Raw genomic sequence first — 17,542 nt, forward strand, 5'->3', positions numbered from 1 at the left:
CCTCACGCAGCGGGCCCTGGCCGGGGCGGCGGGAGTCCATACGAGGCTGATGCGGATGCCGTACTCGTCCCGTCCGGACGGCCTGACCGCGCCGCCGCAGCTCCCCGCCGCGCCGCTCCTCCAGGTAGCCGAGCAGCGCGTCGCGGTCCACCACGTACGCGCCCGACGGCGACCGCGTCATCGCGTCCAGGTAGCCGATCAGGTCGTCGATCTCCACGGTCCCGGCGGGACTCGGGGCCGCCCGGTGGTGCGCCGGGCTCTCACCGGCGGTGGCGGCGGCCCCGAGCGCCGGGGGCACGGCGCCTTGGCGGCGGCGCCGGCGGCGGGCCGCGCGGCGGCCCAGTGCGAGCCGGATGCCGAGCAGCAGCAGCATCGCGGCCAGCAGGTTCACGCCGAGCAGGCCCCAGGGGTAGGTACTGAAGGACGTCTCGAACGGCACCTGTCCCGCGTACCGGCCGCCGACGACGAAGGTGCCGAACGACGCCCGCGGCAGTTCCACGGGGACGCGGTAGGTGGCCGTCTGACCGGGCTGCAGGACGCCGGTCCCGGGAGCGGTCAGGGGGGTGTCCGGCTCGTCGCCGGCGCCCCAGCCGACCACCAGCGGCGCGTTCTCGATGGGGTCGGCGCCCGCGTTGCGGACCTGCAGCACCAGGGTCCGCCGGGGCTTGCCGCCGAACAGCTCGGCCCGTCCTCCGCCGCCGACGAGTTCGACGCCGACCACGTCGGCGCGGACGGGCACGACTTCGGGGACGATGGCCCGGACGGGGTGCCCGAGCACGGTGAACGGCCTGTCGACGGTGGCCGGGGTTCCCGCCCCTCCCGGGAGGGTGCTGACCCGGACGACGCACGGGCACGCGGACGGCGGCGCGCCCACGGTGAGGCCCGCCTCGAACACCCCGGTGGGGGCGATCATGGCGGTGACGGAGCGTCCGGTGTCGCAGTCGGCCGTCCCGTGCACGGCCCTGGCGCCGCAGACCTGGACCTGGACGGTCGATCCGGGCGTCCATCCGCTGCCGCGCACCCGGGCGGAGGTGCCGGCGGCCGCCCGGGCGGGTTCGACGCTGACGCCGGGTCCGGTGCGGGCGGTCGCGCCCTCGGGCACCGCCGGGACGAACGCGGCGGCGAGCAGGACGGCCGCGACGGCGCGGGACATCGTTCTCATCCGAGGGCCCCCTCGCCGCCGGAGTCCAGCCCGGCCCGTTCCCGCCAGCGGCGGATGAGCCTCGGCAGCACCGACCACAGCACGAACACCGTCCCGACGAGGACGAGCAGCGCCGCCCACGGCACCGCGGTGAACTGCGTCTGCCCGCGGGCCTGGACGCCGTCCCCGGCGGTCAGCTCGACCCGGACGGTGACCGCGTCCAGCGGCGGGATGCCGTTCCACGGCACGGTGATCTCCGTCCGCTGGCCGGGCAGGATCTCGGGCAGTCGCCGGTCGGGCCACTGCTCGACGCGGCGGCCGAAGATCCCGGTGGCCCACACGCGGGCGGTGGGCGAGATCCTCTGGTTGCCGGTGTTGATGACGGTGTAGCGGATCGTCCCGCGGCTCTGGTGGACGTAGGGCACCAGCGGCTCGGTGCGGGCGGTGTCCGGCCCGCCGATCCGCAGTCCCGGGGTCAGCGGCCCGGCGACGCGCAGGTAGACGCGGGCGCCGACGGCCCGCCGCACCCCGATGCGGGCGCCGCCGGACTCCTGGACGCTCTCGATCGCGGTGTTGAGCGCGACGATGCCGCCGATGTGCTCGCCGGGCGTGGCGTTCTCCGGGATCTTCAGTGTGAAGGGGACCTTCACCGCCGTGTTCGCCGGGACCTTCAGCGTCCCGTGCTTCAGGGTGATCCAGCCGCCGACGTCGCGGCGCGGCTCGGCGGCGGTGCGCAGCGCGAACCCCGCGTCGCGGGGCGTGTTGTAGGCGTCGGCGCCGTAGAGCCGGAAGGTGAGGGGCCCGTCCGTCAGGTTGGTGACCTGCACGGTGTCCTTGACGGTCTCGCCGGGCGGCGCCTCGATGGCGAAGGACGGCCGGGCCGCCGCTGCGCCGCTGCCGTTGACGGGCCCCACCGACCATGATCCGTTGCCGGTCGCGGGCGCGGCCGGGGGCGCGGGCTCGGCGGCCCGCGCGACGGTCCGGCTCGCGGGGGTGGCTCCGGCGGTCGCGGCGGCGCCGGCCCTGGCGGCGCCGCCCGGCAGGGCGGAACCGGTCACGAACAGGGCCGCCGCCACGACGGCGGCGATCCGGAGGCACGGTCTCATGGATTACCTCGGTGCGGCCGGGAGAGCGGCGGGCGCGGCGCCGCTCCCCGGCCGCGGTCGGTGGGGATCAGGAATCGGTTCGGATCAGGACAGGGTGAGGGTGAGGACGGCGGTGTACTCGCCGGCCCCGGTCACCGGCGGAACCGTGAGGTCCAGCGCGGCGCCCGCGGTGTAGGTGCCGCCGACGATCTGCCCGGCGCCGTCCGGGGCGCTGCACAGGGTGGCGGCGGTGGTGGCGTCGAGCGCGCCCGCGCTGCCGGCGACGACGGCGCTGGCGCCCGCACCGGGCGTGCACGACGGCGTCCACGACAGGTTCCCGGCGGGGATCTTCGTCCCGGCGACCGAGGAGAAGTCGGTCAGCGTGCCGGTCAGCGACCAGCCGGTGGTGCCGCCCCGCGCGTCCACGACCGTGACCTCGCGCAGGTCGCCGGTGGCGCTCTGCTCGGTGCCGTTCAGCGTGACCGGGGTCAGTTCGACCTCGCCCGCCTCGCGGGCCATGGTCAGCGGGCCGCCGTTGACGGTGAGGTTGATCCGCTGCTCGTCGCACTGCCCGGCCGGCTGGTCGGCGCATTCGCCGGTGGGCGGCGGGGTCTTCTCGGTGACGCTCAGCGCGACGCTCTGGCTGACGGCGCCCTGGGTGATGACGACGGTCCGGGATCCCGCGGCGGCCGTGTCGGCGACGGTCGCCGAGGCGGTCAGCTTGCCGGTGCCGTCCACCGTGGCGGTCACGTCGGTCAGGTCGCCCGCCGCGCACTGTGCGCCGCTGGAGTCGCACAGTGCGACATCGACCGCGCCGGGCTGCCAGCCCGCCCCGGTGAGGGTGATGCCGCCGCCCTGGACGACGGTGGGCGGCGTCACCGAGACGCTGGGCCCTCCGGCGTCGACGCTGATGGTGGCCAGCGCCTCCGGAACGCTCTTGGGCGTGCAGGAGATCGTCGCCTGGGCGCCCGCGTCGGCGACGATCGTCAGCGCCGCGGGGGCGAGGCTGACGTCACCGGCGGCGCTGAGGGTGAAGGTGCCGGTGGCGGTGCCGATCGGGACCTCTCCGTACGCGGGGATCGGCCCGGCCTGCTCCGGGACGGAGATGTCGACGGTGCCCGTCTGGGCGCCGGAGACGGTGAGCGAGCCCGTGGTCGACCACGAGTTGACCGGCAGCGGCGCCACCCCGGGAAGGTTGGAGAAGTCCGCTTCGACCGTGACCTGGTCCCCGACTCCCGCGGACGCGGGGGCGGTGACGGTCACGGTCGCGTTGTAGTCGAACGTGGTGCTGAAGATGGTGCACGAGTAGGGGACCTGGCCGGTCGCGGCGTGCGCCGCAGCCGCCAGCGCCGGCGGGATCACCACCGCTCCGGCGGCCGTGACCACCGCCGCCGCGCCCCGCAGTGCCGTTCGTCTGGATCTCATCGTGTGCCGCTGCTCCTTTTCAGCCGGCCGCCCCGCCGGGACGGCGGGACGGGGAACCCGGGCAGCTGGATGCCGCACCACCAGTCCGCCATCCGAACCAGCGCCCTGCCCACGAGCTCTGTTCCGCAGAGGGAAACAAAGTTTCGCAAGGTGCACCTAGCGAAACCGGTGGGCGCGCACCGTGTCAAGACATCGGCCGGGCGAAACACAATCGTTTCATTCAGGGAATCGCCGTTTCCCTTCTGAGCCGTTACCGTTCCACACCATGCGGACGGCGCTGCGGGGACTGGCCGAAACACTGCTGACCGGGGGCCTGCTGCTCGCCCTCTTCGTCGGCTACCTGGCGTGGGGCACCGGCCAGTACACGCGTCAGGAGCAGGGCGGCCTCCAGGACGACCTGGAGCGCCAGTGGAGCGCGACCCGCGCCCGGCAGGCGGCCGCGGCCGAGCGGACGAGCCCGGCCGGCGGCGGCGCCGGCGCCGCCGCGGCGAGAAGACCCCCCGCCCCGGCCGAGGGCGAGGCGCTGGCGATCCTGCGCGTGCCGCGCTTCGGCGCGTCCTACCGGTACGCCGTCATCGAGGGCGTCGGCGTCGAGGACCTGCGCCGGGGCCCCGGCCACTACCCCGGGACGGCCGGGCCGGGCGAGGTCGGGAACATGGCGATCGCCGGGCACCGCACCACCTACGGCGCGCCGTTCAACCGCAACGGCGAACTGGAGCGCGGCGACGAGATCCTGGTGGACACCGCCACCACCACCTACGTCTACGAGGTCACCGGCCGGGTCATCGTCCGGCCCGGCCGGACCGACGTGACCGCGCCCGTCCCCCGCAGGCCGGGACGCAAGCCCGTCAAGCGGATGCTGACCCTGACCACCTGCCACCCGAAGTTCTCCGCCGCCTACCGCCTGGTCGTGTTCGCCGAGCTGGAGGGGCGGCGCGCGCGCACGGCCTGACCCGGCCGCGGTCTGCTACCGTTCCCCACAAGGAAACGGCGTTTCGCAACTTTCGTGGCCGGGAGGCGACATGGGGGCACATCCGCACGGCTGGTGGATCCTGCTGCACGTGGTCCTGTTCGTCTTCTGGCTGGGCGGCGACCTCGGCGTCTTCTACTCCAGCCGGTACGTGCTGCGGCCGGACCTGACGCCGGCGGCGCGCTCGGCGGCGCTGCAGATCATGAGCGGCCTGGACCTCGGGCCCAAGATCTGCCTGGTGCTGTTCCTCCCCAGCGGGGTGACGCTGATGGCGCTGGAGCCGCACGGAGCGGAGCTGTTCGGCATGCCCGCCTTCGCCGCCTGGCAGGTCGTGCTGGTGTGGGCGTTCGCGCTCGCCTGGCTGGCGGCCACCGTCGCCGACCACCGCACGCACGGCCGGTTCCCCTGGGTGAGACGGGCCGACTGGACCATCCGCATCGGCCTGGCCGCCGCGCTCTGCGCGACCGCCGCCTACACCCTGCTCGCCGACGAACCGTTCGGCGTGACGACCAACCCGCGCTGGCTCGGCGCCAAGGTCGCCCTCTACACCCTCGCCCTGCTGTGCGGCCTGGGCATCCGCCGGACGCTGCGTCCCTTCGGCCCCGCGTTCGGCACGCTGATGGGCGGCGGCTCCACCCCCGAGGTGGAGCGGATCCTCAAGCGGTCGGTGGACGGCTGCCTGCCCTACGTGTTCGGCATCTGGGCCTCGGTCCTCGCCGCAGCGGCGCTCGGCATCCTCAAGCCGGGCGCCCACCTGTGACACGGTCCCGGCCGTGGTGGCCGAGCTGGGCCGAGACGCGGGCGGCGGCCTCGACGACCATCGGTCCGCACTCGCCCATCCGGGGCTTGAACCGGGTCAGCGGCCCGGACGCGCTCAGCGCCGCGATGACCCGGCCGTCGTGGTCGAAGACCGGGGCGGCCACCGAGGCGGTGCCCGCCTGGCGCTCGCCCGTCGAGCCGGCGTACCCGCGCTTGCGGATCGCCGCGAGCTCCTTGCGCAGCAGGTCCTCGTCCACGATGGTCCGCTCGGTCAGCGCCTCCAGCGGATGGCGCTCCAGGTAGCCGTCCACCTCGGCGTCGTCGAGGAACGCCAGGATCACCTTGGACGAGCTGCCCGCGTGCAGCGGGTAGGGGATGCCGAGACTGACCTCGACGCGCAGCTCGTGCGGCAGGACGACCTGGTCGACGTACAGCCGGGTGTCGCCCCGCCGGATCGACAGCGTGGCGGTCTCGCCCACCCGCTCGGCGAGGCGGCGCAGCTCGGGGGCCGCCATCGCGCGCAGGTCCATCCGGGCCAGGTAGGCCCGGCCGAGCGCGATGGCCGCGTGCCCGAGCGCGTAGCGGCGGGTGCCCGGATCCAGGGTGATCAGCTCGCGGCTGCGCAGCGCGGTCAGGATGCGGTGCACGGCCGCCTTGGTCAGCCCCAGCTCGGTGGCGATCTCGGTGACGCCCAGGTCGGGGCGGGAGCTGCGGCCGAACAGCAGCAGCACGTCCATCGCGCGCTCCACCGCCGCGATCGAGCGGCTCTGGCCCTCGCCGTCCTCGGACGCGCGATCGCCCTGGTTCGTAGCACTGCGCGGCACTGCGGCTCCTTCTCAAGACGTCGGACGGGCGGCCCAGTTTAGGGCAAGGCGTTTCCCGTAGAGAAACACCGCCGCGCGGCCGTTGACAGGGCCGGACGGCCATCGTTACCGTGAACGATACGATGTTTCCATACGCGAAACGAAAGGCCGATGCCGTGGGGGTCGACCCTCAGACCTTCCGGACGGTGCTGGGCCAGTGGCCCACCGGTGTCGCGGTGGTCACCACCACCGCCGGGGACGACTGGCACGGCATGACCGCGAGCTCGTTCAGCAGCGTCAGCCTCGACCCGCCGCTGGTGCTGGTCTGCCTCGCCCGGGGCATCTACACCCACACGCTGGTCGAGCGCAGCGGCGTCTTCGCCGTCAGCTTCCTCGGCAAGGACCAGGCCGCGATCGGCCACCGCTTCGCCGGCCGCGAGCCCGGCGACCGGTTCGCCGGGGACCCCTGGGCGGCCGCGCCGACCGGCGCCCCCGTGCTGGAGGCCGCGCTCGGCTGGCTGGACTGCCGGGTCGCGCACGCCTACCCGGGCGGCGACCACACGATCTTCGTCGGGGAGGTCACCGCCGCGCGCGTCCCGCGCCGCACCGCCCCGCTGCTGTTCCACTCCCGCGCCTGGGGGCAGCTCGCCGACCCGCTCCCCGACACCGTCGACATCGCCGACACCGGCCTGGCCGCCGCGCTGCACCGCAGGCTCCGCGCGCACGGCAGCGCCCCGTCCCGCGTCTCCCCCGCCGAGGCGGCCCGGCTGCTGGCCTCCGTGCGCGGCGCCGGCGTCCGGCTCCGCACGCCCCCGCCCGCCGGGCTCGCGCCCGGCGGACCGGTGCCGGAGGGATCGGTGCTGGTGGAGGACGAAGCCCAGCTGGCGCTGGTGCCGGCCGACGCCGGCGTCGTCGTGGAGGTCGTGGACGGCCCCTGCGCGCCGGACCTCGTCCAAGCCGCCCGCCTGCGCGGCCTCGCGGCGGTGGGACGCGTCCCGGACGCCTTCCGCGCCGACCGGCACGCCGCCGTCCTCGCCGCGATCGACAGGTTCGCCGCGGCCGGCTGCACCGAGATCGCACTCGACGAGGGGCCCTCGGCCGCGTCGCCGCTGCGCGTCCGCGAAGTGCTCCAGGACGCGGTCGCACGGACGCGGCCGCTGACGCCGCGCGTGCGCCTGCGCGAGTCGCGCGGACTGGGCCTGGTCAACGCGCTGACCGCCATGAAGAGCGGCGTGCGGCACTTCGACGTCACCCTCGGCGGCGTCGACGGCGGGCTGTGCGCCGAGGACGTGCTGTTCCTGGCCGCCCAGCTAGAGGTGGCCACCCCGATCGACCGGGCCGCCCTCGCGGCGGCCTCCGCCGACCTGGAGGCGATCTGGGGTGCGGCCCTGCCTGGCCGGGCCCACCGGGTCGCGTCCTGACCATCGTGAAAGGAAACGCCCAGATGACGCTGACCGGCGAACGGCTCGTCGAGAACATGACCGGAGCCGAGCGCGAGCGAGCGGGCCGCGTCGAGAAGGTGCTGCCCGCGCTGCGCGAGGCCGCCGCGCGGGCGGACGCCGAGGCCGCGTTCCCCTCCGGGCACGTGGACCTGATCCGCGAGGCGGGGCTGCTCGGCCTCGTCGTCCCCGAGGAGAACGGCGGGCTCGGCGGCGGGCTCCGCGACCTCGCCGCCGCCACGTACGCGATGGGCACCGCGTGCCCCTCCACCGCGCTGTCGTACTTCTTCCACAACACCAGCGCCTCGCGCGGGATGCTGCCGCTGGAGGCGATCGAGGCGGGGCTGTTCACCGGCGAGGAGGTGGAGCCGGTCCGGGCGTTCGCCGAGAAGGTCCTCACGAGGATGGCCGGCGGGACGTGGACGGCCAACTTCGCCAGCGAGGAGGTCAAGAGCTCCAGCGCCAACATCGCGATCGCCACGACCGCCGCCCCCGCCGACGGCGGCTGGACGCTCAACGGCGTCAAGTCGTTCGGCTGCGCCACCGGCGTCGCCGACACCTACCTGGTGACCGCGCGGCTGGACGGCACGACCGGCGCCGACGGCCTCGCGCTGTTCCTGGTGCCCCGGGACGCGCCGGGCGTCGCCTCGCGCACCCCCTGGAACGGTCTCGGGATGCGCGCGTCCAACAACCACGGCATCACGCTCACCGACGTGTTCATCCCCGCGGACGAGGCCCTGACCGTGCCGGGCTCCTTCGTGCGGATGCTGACGATGAGCCGGGGCAGCTTCGTCGGCAACCAGCTGGCCATCTCGGCGTGCTACCTCGGCGCCGCGCAGTCGGTCTACGACTTCGCCCTCGACCGCCTCACCCGCGCCACGTTCGCCGACTCCGGCCGCCCGATCGCCTCCTCCCCCATGCACCAGGTGATCATCGGGGACATGACCGAGCGGCTGGAGACCGCCTACCTGTGGATCCGCCGGCAGCTCGAGCTGGAGACCTCCACCCCGCCGCTGCTGCCCAAGCAGGCCGTGTACCGGCAGTGGCGGATCGCCAAGGGCGACATCGCCGAGTCGTGCTTCCAGGTCGTGCTGGGCGCGTTCAAGGCGTGCGGGACGTCGGCGGCGACGCTCGACGGCGTCATCGGCCGGGCCATGCGCGACCTGGCGATGGGCCTGGTGATGACGTTCCCCGCCGAACGCGGCAGGCTGGAGGCCGCCTCGATCGTCACCGGGGCCAGGGAGAACGAGTTGTTCGCGAGCGTCGAGAAATGACGGCACCGCACCGCGACCTGGTCGCCGGCGACTGGGCGGACTCCGCCGCCCGCCTGGACCTCGTCCTGGAGGACCCGGCGACCGGCCTCCCGCTGGGGCCCGCCATGGCCACCGGCGGGGAGCGCGTCGAACGTGCCCTCGCCGCGGCCGAGGCGGCGGCGGAGGACTGGGCCGCGCGCGGCGACCGCGCCGACCTCCTCGACGCCGTCGCGGACGGGCTGGAGGGGGTGCTCGGCGAGATCGTCCGGCTGGAGGCGTCCGCGACCGGCGTCCCGATCCGCCAGGCCGCCCCCCTCGGCATGATCGTGACCGGTTCCTTCCGGCTCGCCGCCGAGCAGCTGCGCGGCGGGACGGGCGCGACCCTGCGCCGCGAGGACGGCCGTGCCGTGCGGGTGCGGAGGCTGCCGTGGGGCCCGGCGCTGTGCCTGGTCCCGTGGAACGCGCCCGCCCCGATGGCGGCGCACAAGGTCGCCAACGCCCTCTCCGCGGGCTGCCCCGTGATCCTCAAGCCCAGCGAGTACGCCCCGCACGGCACCCAGGCCCTCGCCGCGGCCGTCGCGGACGCGCTGGCCGGACGGGACGTGCCCGGCGGCGTGTTCCAGCTCGTCCACGGGGACGGGACGACCGGCGCCCGCCTCACCGGCGACCCGAGGATCCGGGCGGTGTCGTTCACCGGCGGCGCCGCAGGCGGCCGGTCGGTCGCCGCCGCCTGCGCGGCCGGGCTCAAGCCCGTCCAGCTGGAACTCGGCGGCAACAACCCCCTGGTCGTCATGCCGGACGCCGACCCGGCCCGCGCCGCCCGCGCGGCCGTCGACCTGCTGACGACCCTCAACGGCCAGTGGTGCCGGGCCCTCGGCCGCCTCATCGTCCCGGCGGAATCGCGGGACGCGATCCTGGAGGAGATCGCAGGACGCCTCGCAGCGCTGCGCGCGGGCCCGCCCCTGGACGAGGACACCGACCTCGGCCCCCTCGTCCACTCGCGCCATCGCGCCCTGGTGCAGAGCAGGCGCGACGCGCTCGGCGGAGAGGTCACCGCCACAACCAAGGTCCCCGCCGAGGGCAACTACCTGGCCCCCGCGCTGGTCACCGGCGTGGACCCCGGCGACGCCACCGAGGAGATCTTCGGGCCGGTCGCGACCGTCCACCCGTACCGGACGCTCGACGAGGCGGTGGCCCTGGCCAACGGCACCGCCTACGGCCTGGAGGGCTACGTCTGCGGCACCGACGAGGACGCCGCGCTGGCCGTGGCCGGCCGGATCCGCGCCGGGGAGGTCAAGGTCAACGGATCGAGCGTCATGAGCCTGCACCTGTTCGCGCCGCGCCCCGCCTGGGGCGCGTCCGGGCTGGGCGAGGAGGGCACCGCCGAGACCCTCCGCTTCTTCACCAACCCGCAGGTGGTGGGCGTGGAGAACGCCGGCGCCCTGCACTCCCGGGAGGACGCGTGACACCGGTCCTGGTCGCCGGCGCCGGGCCCGTGGGGCTGACCGCCGCGCTGGCACTGGCCCGCCGGGGCGTCGCGGTGACGGTGCTGGAGGCCGGGGACGCGCTGGCCGCCGAGTCGCGGGCCTCCACCTTCCACCCGCCGTCGCTGGAGATGCTCGGCGGGCTCGGGGTCCTGGACGAGCTGATGGAGCGCGGCCGGATCTCCCGCGCGTTCCAGTACCGGGAACGGAGCGGCGCCGTCATCGCCGAGCTCGACATGTCGCTGCTGTCGGGCGACACCCCCTACCCGTTCCGCGTCCAGTGCGAGCAGGGCAAGCTCACCCCGATCCTGCTGGAGCACCTGCTGAAGGCGGGCGGGGAGGTGCGGTTCGGGGCGCGGGTGCGCGACGTCCTGCCCCACGCCGGCGGCGTCCAGGTGACGGCCGCGGACGGCGCGGTGCACCGGGGCGGCTGGCTCATCGGCGCGGACGGCGCCGGATCGGCCGTCCGCCGGTCCACCGGGCTGGAGTTCGAGGGGCTCACCTACCCCGAGCGGTTCCTCGTCGCCTCCACCCGCACCGACGTGGCGGCGCTGCTGCCGGGCATCGCGGACGTGAACTACGTGTTCGACCCCGAGGAGTGGCTGGTCCTGCTGCGCACCCCGGACCACTGGCGGGTGCTGTTCCCCACCGCCGAGGGCACCCCCGACCGCGACGAGCTCGACCGGCTGCCGGACCGGCTGCGCGGCCTCGCCGACACCGCGTGGGACGTGGCGCACGCGAGCCTGTACCGGGTCCACCAGCGGGCGGCCGACCGGTTCCGGGTCGGCCGGGTGCTGCTGGCCGGGGACGCCGCGCACGTCAACAACCCGCTCGGCGGGATGGGCATGAACAGCGGCCTCCACGACGCCGTCCTGATGGCGGACGCGCTCGCCGGGGTCCTCGACGGCGGCCCGGAGTCGGAACTGGACGCCGTCGCCGCCGCCCGCCGCGACGTCGCGCTGACGTACGTGGGACGCGAGACCCACGCCAACTGGGAGCAGATGCGCGACCCGGAGCGCTACCACGCCGAGCTGCGGGCGCTGGCGGCCGATCCCGCCGCGGCCCGCCGCCATCTGCTGCGCAGCTCGATGATCGCCTCGCTGCGGGACGTGGCGTGACCCGCGCCGGGCCGGGCGCCGAGATCGTCCGGGAGAACCCGGCGCGGCTCGGCGAGACCGTCGGCCGGGTGCCGGTCGCGGACGCCGCGGACGTGGACCGCGCGGTCCGGGCGGCCGAGGCCGCCCAGCGGGACTGGCGGGACGTCCCCGCCGCCGGGCGGGCGGAGGTCCTGCGCCGCGCGGCGGGCGCGGTCGAGGCCGCGGGCGGGACGGCCGTGCTGCTCGCGCGGGAGTCCGGCAAGCCCCTGGCCGACTGCGAGGGCGAGATCCGGTTCGCCGCGGCGTACCTGCGCTGGGTCGCCGACCACGCGCCCGCCGCGTACGCCGACCGGGAGGTGGACGACGCGGCGGGCCGGCTGCTCCTGCGGCACCGCCCGTACGGGGTGGTCGCCGCGATCACGCCGTGGAACGCGCCGGTCATCCTGACGCTGCTCAAGGTCGGCCCGGCCCTCGCGGCGGGCAACGCCGCCGTCGTGAAGCCCTCGCCGCTGGCGCCACTGGCCGTGACGCGCGTGCTGGAGTCGTTCCCGCCGGACCTCGTGCACGTCGTGCACGGCGGCGCCGGGACGGGACGGCCGCTGGTGGCGCATCCGCGGGTCCACCGGGTGGCGTTCACCGGCGGCGCCGCCGCCGCGCGCGACATCGGGGCCGCCGCCGCCGAGGCCGTCACACCGGCCGTGCTGGAGCTGGGCGGCAACGACCCGGTGGTGCTGCTGGACGACGCCCGCCTGGACGACGCGGCCATGGACCGGCTCGTCATGGCGTCCTTCGCGACCGCCGGGCAGGTGTGCATGGCCGCCAAGCGGGTCTACGTGCCCCGGTCGAGGTTCGACGACGTCCGCGACGCCTACGTCGCGGCCGCCGCGCGCACCGTCGTGCTCGGCGACCCGCTCGACCCGGGCACGACGGTCGGCCCGGTGATCTCCGCGGACGCGGCGGACCGGGTACGGGGACTGGTGACCGGCGCGACGCGGCGCGGCGCGTCGGCCGTCGCGCTCGGCGCGGTGCGCGTGGACCTCGCGCGGGGGCATTTCGTCCGGCCGACCCTGGTCACGGGGGCCGGCGATGACGCCCCGCTGGTGGCCGACGAGCAGTTCGGGCCGGTCGTGCCGCTGCTGCCCTACGACACCGAGGACGAGGTGCTCGCCCGCGCGAACGCCGGTGAGCTGGGTCTCGGCGCCTCCGTGTGGTCGGCCGACGAGGACCGCGCGTTCGCCTTCGCCCGCGGGTTCGAGGCGGGGTTCACGTTCGTCAACACCCACAACCGGACGGGCATGTCGCTGCGCGCGCCGTTCGGCGGGGTGAAGCGCAGCGGGCACGGCCGCGAGTACGGCGCCGAAGGCCTGCTGGAGTACGTGCAGACGTGCGCCGTGCACGCCCCGGCGGCGTTCCGGGCGGGCGGCGCGGGCATGGGCGCGGGCGCCTACCCGTCCTGAGTTCCGGCCCCTTCCCGGGGTTTCCGCCCGCCCGGGCAAGCGTTACCGAATCGCGTTCTGTGGGCCGTTGACGCCCGGCGCCCGGTGGCCGCTAATTGAGGAGACAATGGAAACGTCGTTTCGCAGAGCGGAACGACAAGCTCCGGAGGCAGCATGCGTGTCACCCGCGCAGTTCGTGCCCTAGCCGCCACCACCACCGCGGTCGCCACCGTCGCCGCGGCCGCGCTGACGGTCGCGGCCCCCGCCCAGGCCGCCGTCACCCGGGTCCAGACCACGGTCGAGATCCGGTGCGCGTTCACGATCCTGAACCAGAGCGCCGACTGGTACTTCCCGTCCGGGACGCCGAAGGGCCTGGTCTGGCTCCAGCACGGCTTCGCCCGCGCCAACGACCACGTCGCCGACCTGGCGGGCGAGTACGCGTCCGCGGGCTACCTGGTGTTCGCCCCGACCCTGCCCACCGCCAACATCTTCGGCTGCACGCTGCAGAACATCGGCAACAACACCGCCTTCCTGGGCAACGTCGCCGACCTGTTCGGCAAGGCGTCCGACCCGAACGACAAGCTCGGCCGCAGCCTGGCCAGGGCCAAGGCCGAGGCCGGGCGCCCGGACGTGACCGTCCCGTCCTCCATGGTCTTCTCCGGCCACTCCGCCGGGGGCGAGGCCGTCGCCTACGTCGCGAACCGGGTCCGCACCGGCTACCCGTCGGCGTGGACGGGCTTCCGCGGCCTGGTGCTGCTGGACCCGGTGAAGTCCTTCATCGGGAACAACCTCGCCACGGGCCTGGACGGGGTGGACGGCACCGGCCGGCAGATCCGCACGATCTCCGCGCCCGACAACCTCTGCAACAACAGCAGCTCCGGCACCGAGGCCGTACAGTCCGAGATCCACAGCCCGTTCGTGGGCGTGCGGCTCACCAGCGGGGCCCACACCGACGCCGAGGGCGCGAGCACCGACTCGGTCGGCACGATCGCCTGCGGCACCCCCGAGGCCGGGAACATCGCCATCCTGCAGACCTTCGCGGTGGCGTGGGCCAAGGACGCCTTCAACGGCACCCAGACGCCCGCCTACCTGCCCGGCGGCGCCTACTACCAGAACCAACTGTCGGCCGGCACGATCCAGACCCTGACCGGGGCCTCCTGACCTGACGCGCGGCCCCGGCGCCCGTTTCCGCGGACGCCGGGGCCCGCCACCGGAACCGAAGTTTCTTCGCGGGACTATGGCGGCCCACCGGACCGCGATTGTAGAGTTTGGAAACAGCGTTTCGCCAGTGGAACCAGACAGGGAAACAGGAGGTCCGATGAGTCCGGTGCGGGTGGCCGCCGTCCAGTTCGCGGCCGGGCGGGACGCCGGCGCGAACCTCGCCTCCTGCCTGCGGCTGATCGACGAGGCGGCGGACGCGGGCGCGGTCCTCATCGTCCTGCCGGAGTTCTGCAACCGCATCTCCTGGTACGACGATCGTGACGCGGCGGTCAGGAACGCCTGCCTCCCGGACGGGCCGTTCCTGACCGCCGTCGCCGCCCGGGCCGCCGCGCACCGCGCCCACGTCAAGATCAACGTGACGCTGGCCGACGCGGGCCGGGTCACCGTCGCGAGCCTGCTCTACGGCCCGGACGGCGCCCTGCTCGGCCGCTCGGACAAGCTGGTCCTCATGGGCGCCGAGGGCGACCACCTCGACCCCGGCACCCGGGCCGGGCCGGTGATCGCCACCCCGCTCGGCCGGCTCGGCATGTACGCGTGCATGGAGGGCGTCACCAGCGAAGTGCCCCGCGACCTCGCGGTCCGGGGCGCGCAGGTGCTGCTCAACAGCCTCAACTCGTTCGCGGTGGACGAGGCGAGCCTGCACATCCCGGTGCGGGCCGCCGAGAACCGCGTGTGGGTGGTGGCGGCCAACAAGGTGGGCCCGCTGCTGCCCGCGGAACTGCTGCCCGCCATCAGCGCACGGCTCGGCGTCCCCGCCGATCTGCTGGACGGCGCGGGCGAAAGCCAGATCGTCGCCCCCGACGGCACCGTCGTGGCCAAGGCGCCGCGGACCGGGGAGGCGGTCGTCGTCGCCGACATCGACCCCGCGCTCGCCGACGACAAGACCCGCCCGGACGGGACGGACCTGTTCGCGGCGCGCCGCCCCGCGCTCTACGCGCCGATCGTCGCGGCGCCCCGGCCGCGCACCGCGCCCGCCGGGGCGGGAAAGCTCGCCGCCGCAGTGGTCCGCTCCCCCGGGCTCGTCGCCGAGGCGGCGCGGGCCGGGGCCGAGCTGATCGTCCTGCCGGAACTGGCGTTCGGCGCCGCCGCCGGCCCCGGCGAGGTCGCCCGGGCGCTCGCCGACGCCGTCCGGGGAACCGGCGCCCACGCGGTCACCACCGTCCGCGACGGCGGCGCGCACGCGGCCTACGTGGTCGGCGCCGACGGCGTCGTGGGACGCCAGCCCCGGCTGCACGGCGGCGACGGGGAACGGCTTGAGGTCTTCACCCTCCCCTGGGGGCGGCTCGCGCTGATCGCCGGCGACGACGCGTTGTTCCCCGAGACGTTCCGGCTCGCCGCGATCGCCGACGCCGACGTCGTCGCCGTGCCGTTCACCCCCCTGGAAACGTGGGAGACCCGGCTGGGCCTGCCCGAGCGGTCCGCCGAGAACCGGCTGAACGTCGTCGCGTCCGGCCCCGACGGCGGCCTGATCCTGGCCCTGCCGGCCGACTTCACGCTGTGGACGGCCTGGGACGGCCCGTTCGAGGGCCGCATCAGCCATCCCCTGGTCACCCGGACCGGAGACCCGGTCACCATCGCGGCCGTCCACCCCGCCCAGGCGGTCAACCGGCTCGTCTCCAAGAACACCGACCTGGTCGGCGGGCGGCCCGCGCACGCGGTCGCCGCGCTGGCCGACGACGCACCGAGCGGAGCGCCCCGTTGAAGGAAACCCTGCAGCACGTCGAGCAGATGCTCGACGAGTCCCCCACCGTGGACGTGACCGAGACCTTCCACCGGTTCGGCGCGATCCTCGACGGGCTGAAGGCGAAGATCGACGCCCGGTTCGAGCTGACGCGCGACCCGTCCACCGAGGCGCTGGAGTCCTACGGCACCTACCCCGACGGGCCGGGCGGCACCCTCGCCGCCTACAGCGGGCCGGAGGTCGACTGGATGGTGCGGTCCTGGCTCGGCAACCCGGCCGCGAGCTTCGCCAACCTGCACCTGACCGTGTGGCTCGGCCCGCAGATCCGGGTGCCGCACCTCGGCATCGCGATGCTCGTCTGGCCGGAGGGCTGGTTCTACCTCGACTCGGTGCCGCGCACCAACCTGCTCGCCGACGGCGAGTACTACGACAAGTACTACGAGCCGGTCAACGACGGGTGGCTGGCGCACCGCGAGCAGAACCCCGACTTCGAATGGTTCACCAGCCGCGCCGGGTTCATCCGGGCGAGCCTGTCGCCGACCGCGCACTGCTACTCCTTCCCCCGCGCGGAGAAGAACATCGAGCTGGTGGGACGGCTGCTGGACGAGCACGTCGACCGCTGGCTCGGCTGGGTGGACGAGGCCGAGGCCGTCCCCGAGGCCGACCGCGCCGCGCTGGCGGCCGCCGACCTGGCGACCCGCCGCAACATCGCCGAACGCGACCCCGCCAACGTGATGGGCGTCCGCTACTTCGGGCAGGAGACCACCGACCGCCTCGTCCGCGGGCTGTGGGGCGGCGACCGAGAGCTGCCGCGCCCATGAACGTCCGGTCTCTGTGGTGGTCGGCGGGAAGCGGCGGCAGCCCGCCCTTCGACACCGCCCACCTCAAGGTGTACTACCCGGCGCGCGCGCAGGGCACCGACGCCGAACGGCTCTCCGGGCAGATCCCGCCCGACCCCGAAGGCGCGCCCTACCCGGTGGTCGTGTTCTGCTCCGGCGTGAACGTCGAGCAGGCCGTGTACCGCCCGTTCGCCGCCGCGATCGCCGCCGCCGGCTTCGCCGTGGTGACGTTCGACCGGGTCGCCGAGCTGTTCGGCGGCCAGGTCGGGCTCACCCCCGGCGTCGACCTGGACGCGGCCCGTCCCGACGCCTACGGCACCCGCCCGACCTGCCCCGCCCTGCCCGCCGTGATCGGCGCGCTGGAGGAGATCGGCCCGCTCAAGGGCGTGCTCGACCTCGACCGCATCGCCCTCGGCGGGCACTCGGCGGGCGGCACCGTCGTGCTGCAGTCGGCCCGGTTCGTTCCCGGCGTCCGGGCCTGCTTCGCCTACGGCGCCCACACGATGGTCGCCACGATGCTGGGCTGGCCGGCGGGCACCGTGCTGCCCGCCCAGGTCGAATGCCCGGTGCTGCTGGGCGTCGGCACCCGGGACGGCGTGATCATGGGCAGCGCCGACCGGTACGGGCAGGACGCCGACGCCGACCCGGTGACCCGCACCTTCACCGAGGCCCTGTCGGGGCCCGGTGACCTGCTCGCCCTCCTCAAGGGCGCCAACCACTTCGCCATCGCGGACCCCGTCGACCCGACCGCGGCCCGCGCCTTCCTCGACCTGGAGCCCGAGACCGACCCCGCCGCCGCCCGCGGCGCCTTCACGGACCTCACCATCGCCTTCCTCCGCGCCCACCTGCGCGGCGAGGAGACGGTGCCGTCCGCCGACCCGGCGCACATCGACCTGCGGCGCCGGTAAG

Annotated in this window: 15 protein-coding genes; 11 read left to right on the forward strand and 4 right to left on the reverse strand. The window is 75.1% G+C overall.

The annotated features are described in order from the left end of the window. From AB0C35_RS43035 to AB0C35_RS43045, 3 genes are all read right to left on the reverse strand, one after another. Positions 1-1,162 (reverse strand): hypothetical protein (locus AB0C35_RS43035; RefSeq protein WP_358469391.1); only part of this gene is annotated, 1,162 nt, incomplete at its 3' end. After that, complete coding sequence (locus AB0C35_RS43040; protein ID WP_358469394.1) at positions 1,159-2,247, reverse strand: DUF916 domain-containing protein; 1,089 nt, start codon at positions 2,245-2,247, stop codon at positions 1,159-1,161. The genes AB0C35_RS43035 and AB0C35_RS43040, both read right to left, overlap by 4 nt. Positions 2,248-2,331: 84 nt before the next feature. Beyond that, positions 2,332-3,651 (reverse strand): hypothetical protein, encoded by a 1,320-nt coding sequence (locus tag AB0C35_RS43045; RefSeq protein WP_358469397.1) that lies wholly within the window; start codon positions 3,649-3,651, stop codon positions 2,332-2,334. Between the two features lie 265 nt (positions 3,652-3,916). Between AB0C35_RS43045 and AB0C35_RS43050 the strand changes: the two genes are divergently transcribed. Next, positions 3,917-4,603 (forward strand): class E sortase, encoded by a 687-nt coding sequence (locus AB0C35_RS43050; RefSeq protein ID WP_358469400.1) that lies wholly within the window; start codon positions 3,917-3,919, stop codon positions 4,601-4,603. Between the two features lie 70 nt (positions 4,604-4,673). Beyond that, positions 4,674-5,381 (forward strand): hypothetical protein, encoded by a 708-nt coding sequence (locus tag AB0C35_RS43055; RefSeq protein WP_358469402.1) that lies wholly within the window; start codon positions 4,674-4,676, stop codon positions 5,379-5,381. Here AB0C35_RS43055 and AB0C35_RS43060 read toward each other — a convergent pair. Further along, a complete protein-coding gene (locus AB0C35_RS43060) occupies positions 5,359-6,204 on the reverse strand; it encodes an IclR family transcriptional regulator (RefSeq protein ID WP_358469405.1) in 846 nt (281 codons plus the stop codon). The genes AB0C35_RS43055 and AB0C35_RS43060 overlap by 23 nt on opposite strands. Before the next feature lie 155 nt (positions 6,205-6,359). On the opposite strand from AB0C35_RS43060, the gene AB0C35_RS43065 reads away from it, so the two are divergent. The 9 genes from AB0C35_RS43065 (at position 6,360) to AB0C35_RS43105 (ending at position 17,541) form a co-directional block, all read left to right on the forward strand. Further along, positions 6,360-7,604, forward strand: coding sequence for a flavin reductase (locus AB0C35_RS43065; protein WP_358469411.1), 1,245 nt, complete (start codon positions 6,360-6,362; stop codon positions 7,602-7,604). A 23-nt stretch (positions 7,605-7,627) separates the two neighbouring features. Beyond that, positions 7,628-8,896 carry an acyl-CoA dehydrogenase gene (locus tag AB0C35_RS43070; protein WP_358469414.1) on the forward strand — a complete coding sequence of 423 codons (1,269 nt, stop codon included), beginning with the start codon at positions 7,628-7,630 and terminating at the stop codon, positions 8,894-8,896. After that, on the forward strand, positions 8,893-10,341 hold the full coding sequence (locus AB0C35_RS43075) for an aldehyde dehydrogenase family protein (protein ID WP_358469417.1): 1,449 nt from the start codon (positions 8,893-8,895) through the stop codon (positions 10,339-10,341). The genes AB0C35_RS43070 and AB0C35_RS43075 overlap by 4 nt, the downstream gene beginning before the upstream one ends. Further along, positions 10,338-11,477 carry an NAD(P)/FAD-dependent oxidoreductase gene (locus tag AB0C35_RS43080; RefSeq protein WP_358469420.1) on the forward strand — a complete coding sequence of 380 codons (1,140 nt, stop codon included), beginning with the start codon at positions 10,338-10,340 and terminating at the stop codon, positions 11,475-11,477. Before AB0C35_RS43075 ends, AB0C35_RS43080 begins: the two co-directional genes overlap by 4 nt. Further along, positions 11,474-12,913 carry an aldehyde dehydrogenase family protein gene (locus AB0C35_RS43085; protein WP_358469423.1) on the forward strand — a complete coding sequence of 480 codons (1,440 nt, stop codon included), beginning with the start codon at positions 11,474-11,476 and terminating at the stop codon, positions 12,911-12,913. Before AB0C35_RS43080 ends, AB0C35_RS43085 begins: the two co-directional genes overlap by 4 nt. Positions 12,914-13,066: 153 nt before the next feature. Continuing rightward, on the forward strand, positions 13,067-14,053 hold the full coding sequence (locus AB0C35_RS43090; RefSeq protein WP_358469425.1) for a hypothetical protein: 987 nt from the start codon (positions 13,067-13,069) through the stop codon (positions 14,051-14,053). Positions 14,054-14,210: 157 nt separating this feature from the next. Further along, positions 14,211-15,815: a nitrilase-related carbon-nitrogen hydrolase gene (locus tag AB0C35_RS43095; protein WP_358469428.1), complete on the forward strand. Its 1,605-nt coding sequence runs from the start codon at positions 14,211-14,213 to the stop codon at positions 15,813-15,815. Further along, a complete protein-coding gene (locus AB0C35_RS43100; RefSeq protein ID WP_358469431.1) occupies positions 15,812-16,615 on the forward strand; it encodes an oxidoreductase in 804 nt (267 codons plus the stop codon). The genes AB0C35_RS43095 and AB0C35_RS43100 overlap by 4 nt, the downstream gene beginning before the upstream one ends. Continuing rightward, positions 16,612-17,541, forward strand: coding sequence for an alpha/beta hydrolase (locus AB0C35_RS43105; protein WP_358469434.1), 930 nt, complete (start codon positions 16,612-16,614; stop codon positions 17,539-17,541). Before AB0C35_RS43100 ends, AB0C35_RS43105 begins: the two co-directional genes overlap by 4 nt. The last annotated feature ends 1 nt before the right edge of the window (position 17,542 follow it).

The sequence above is a fragment of the Spirillospora sp. NPDC048819 genome (genome assembly GCF_040650055.1).
Classification (GTDB): Bacteria; Actinomycetota; Actinomycetes; order Streptosporangiales; family Streptosporangiaceae; genus Spirillospora.

What these genes read in the sequence shown, in the direction of transcription:
- AB0C35_RS43055 (WP_358469402.1), top strand. Translation starts at nt 4,674, where the DNA reads ATGGGGGCACATCCGCACGGCTGGTGGATCCTGCTGCACGTGGTCCTG.
- AB0C35_RS43045 (WP_358469397.1), bottom strand. Translation starts at nt 3,651, where the DNA reads ATGAGATCCAGACGAACGGCACTGCGGGGCGCGGCGGCGGTGGTCACG.
- AB0C35_RS43105 (WP_358469434.1), top strand. Translation starts at nt 16,612, where the DNA reads ATGAACGTCCGGTCTCTGTGGTGGTCGGCGGGAAGCGGCGGCAGCCCG.
- AB0C35_RS43050 (WP_358469400.1), top strand. Translation starts at nt 3,917, where the DNA reads ATGCGGACGGCGCTGCGGGGACTGGCCGAAACACTGCTGACCGGGGGC.
- AB0C35_RS43075 (WP_358469417.1), top strand. Translation starts at nt 8,893, where the DNA reads ATGACGGCACCGCACCGCGACCTGGTCGCCGGCGACTGGGCGGACTCC.
- AB0C35_RS43090 (WP_358469425.1), top strand. Translation starts at nt 13,067, where the DNA reads ATGCGTGTCACCCGCGCAGTTCGTGCCCTAGCCGCCACCACCACCGCG.
- AB0C35_RS43095 (WP_358469428.1), top strand. Translation starts at nt 14,211, where the DNA reads ATGAGTCCGGTGCGGGTGGCCGCCGTCCAGTTCGCGGCCGGGCGGGAC.
- AB0C35_RS43040 (WP_358469394.1), bottom strand. Translation starts at nt 2,247, where the DNA reads ATGAGACCGTGCCTCCGGATCGCCGCCGTCGTGGCGGCGGCCCTGTTC.
- AB0C35_RS43070 (WP_358469414.1), top strand. Translation starts at nt 7,628, where the DNA reads ATGACGCTGACCGGCGAACGGCTCGTCGAGAACATGACCGGAGCCGAG.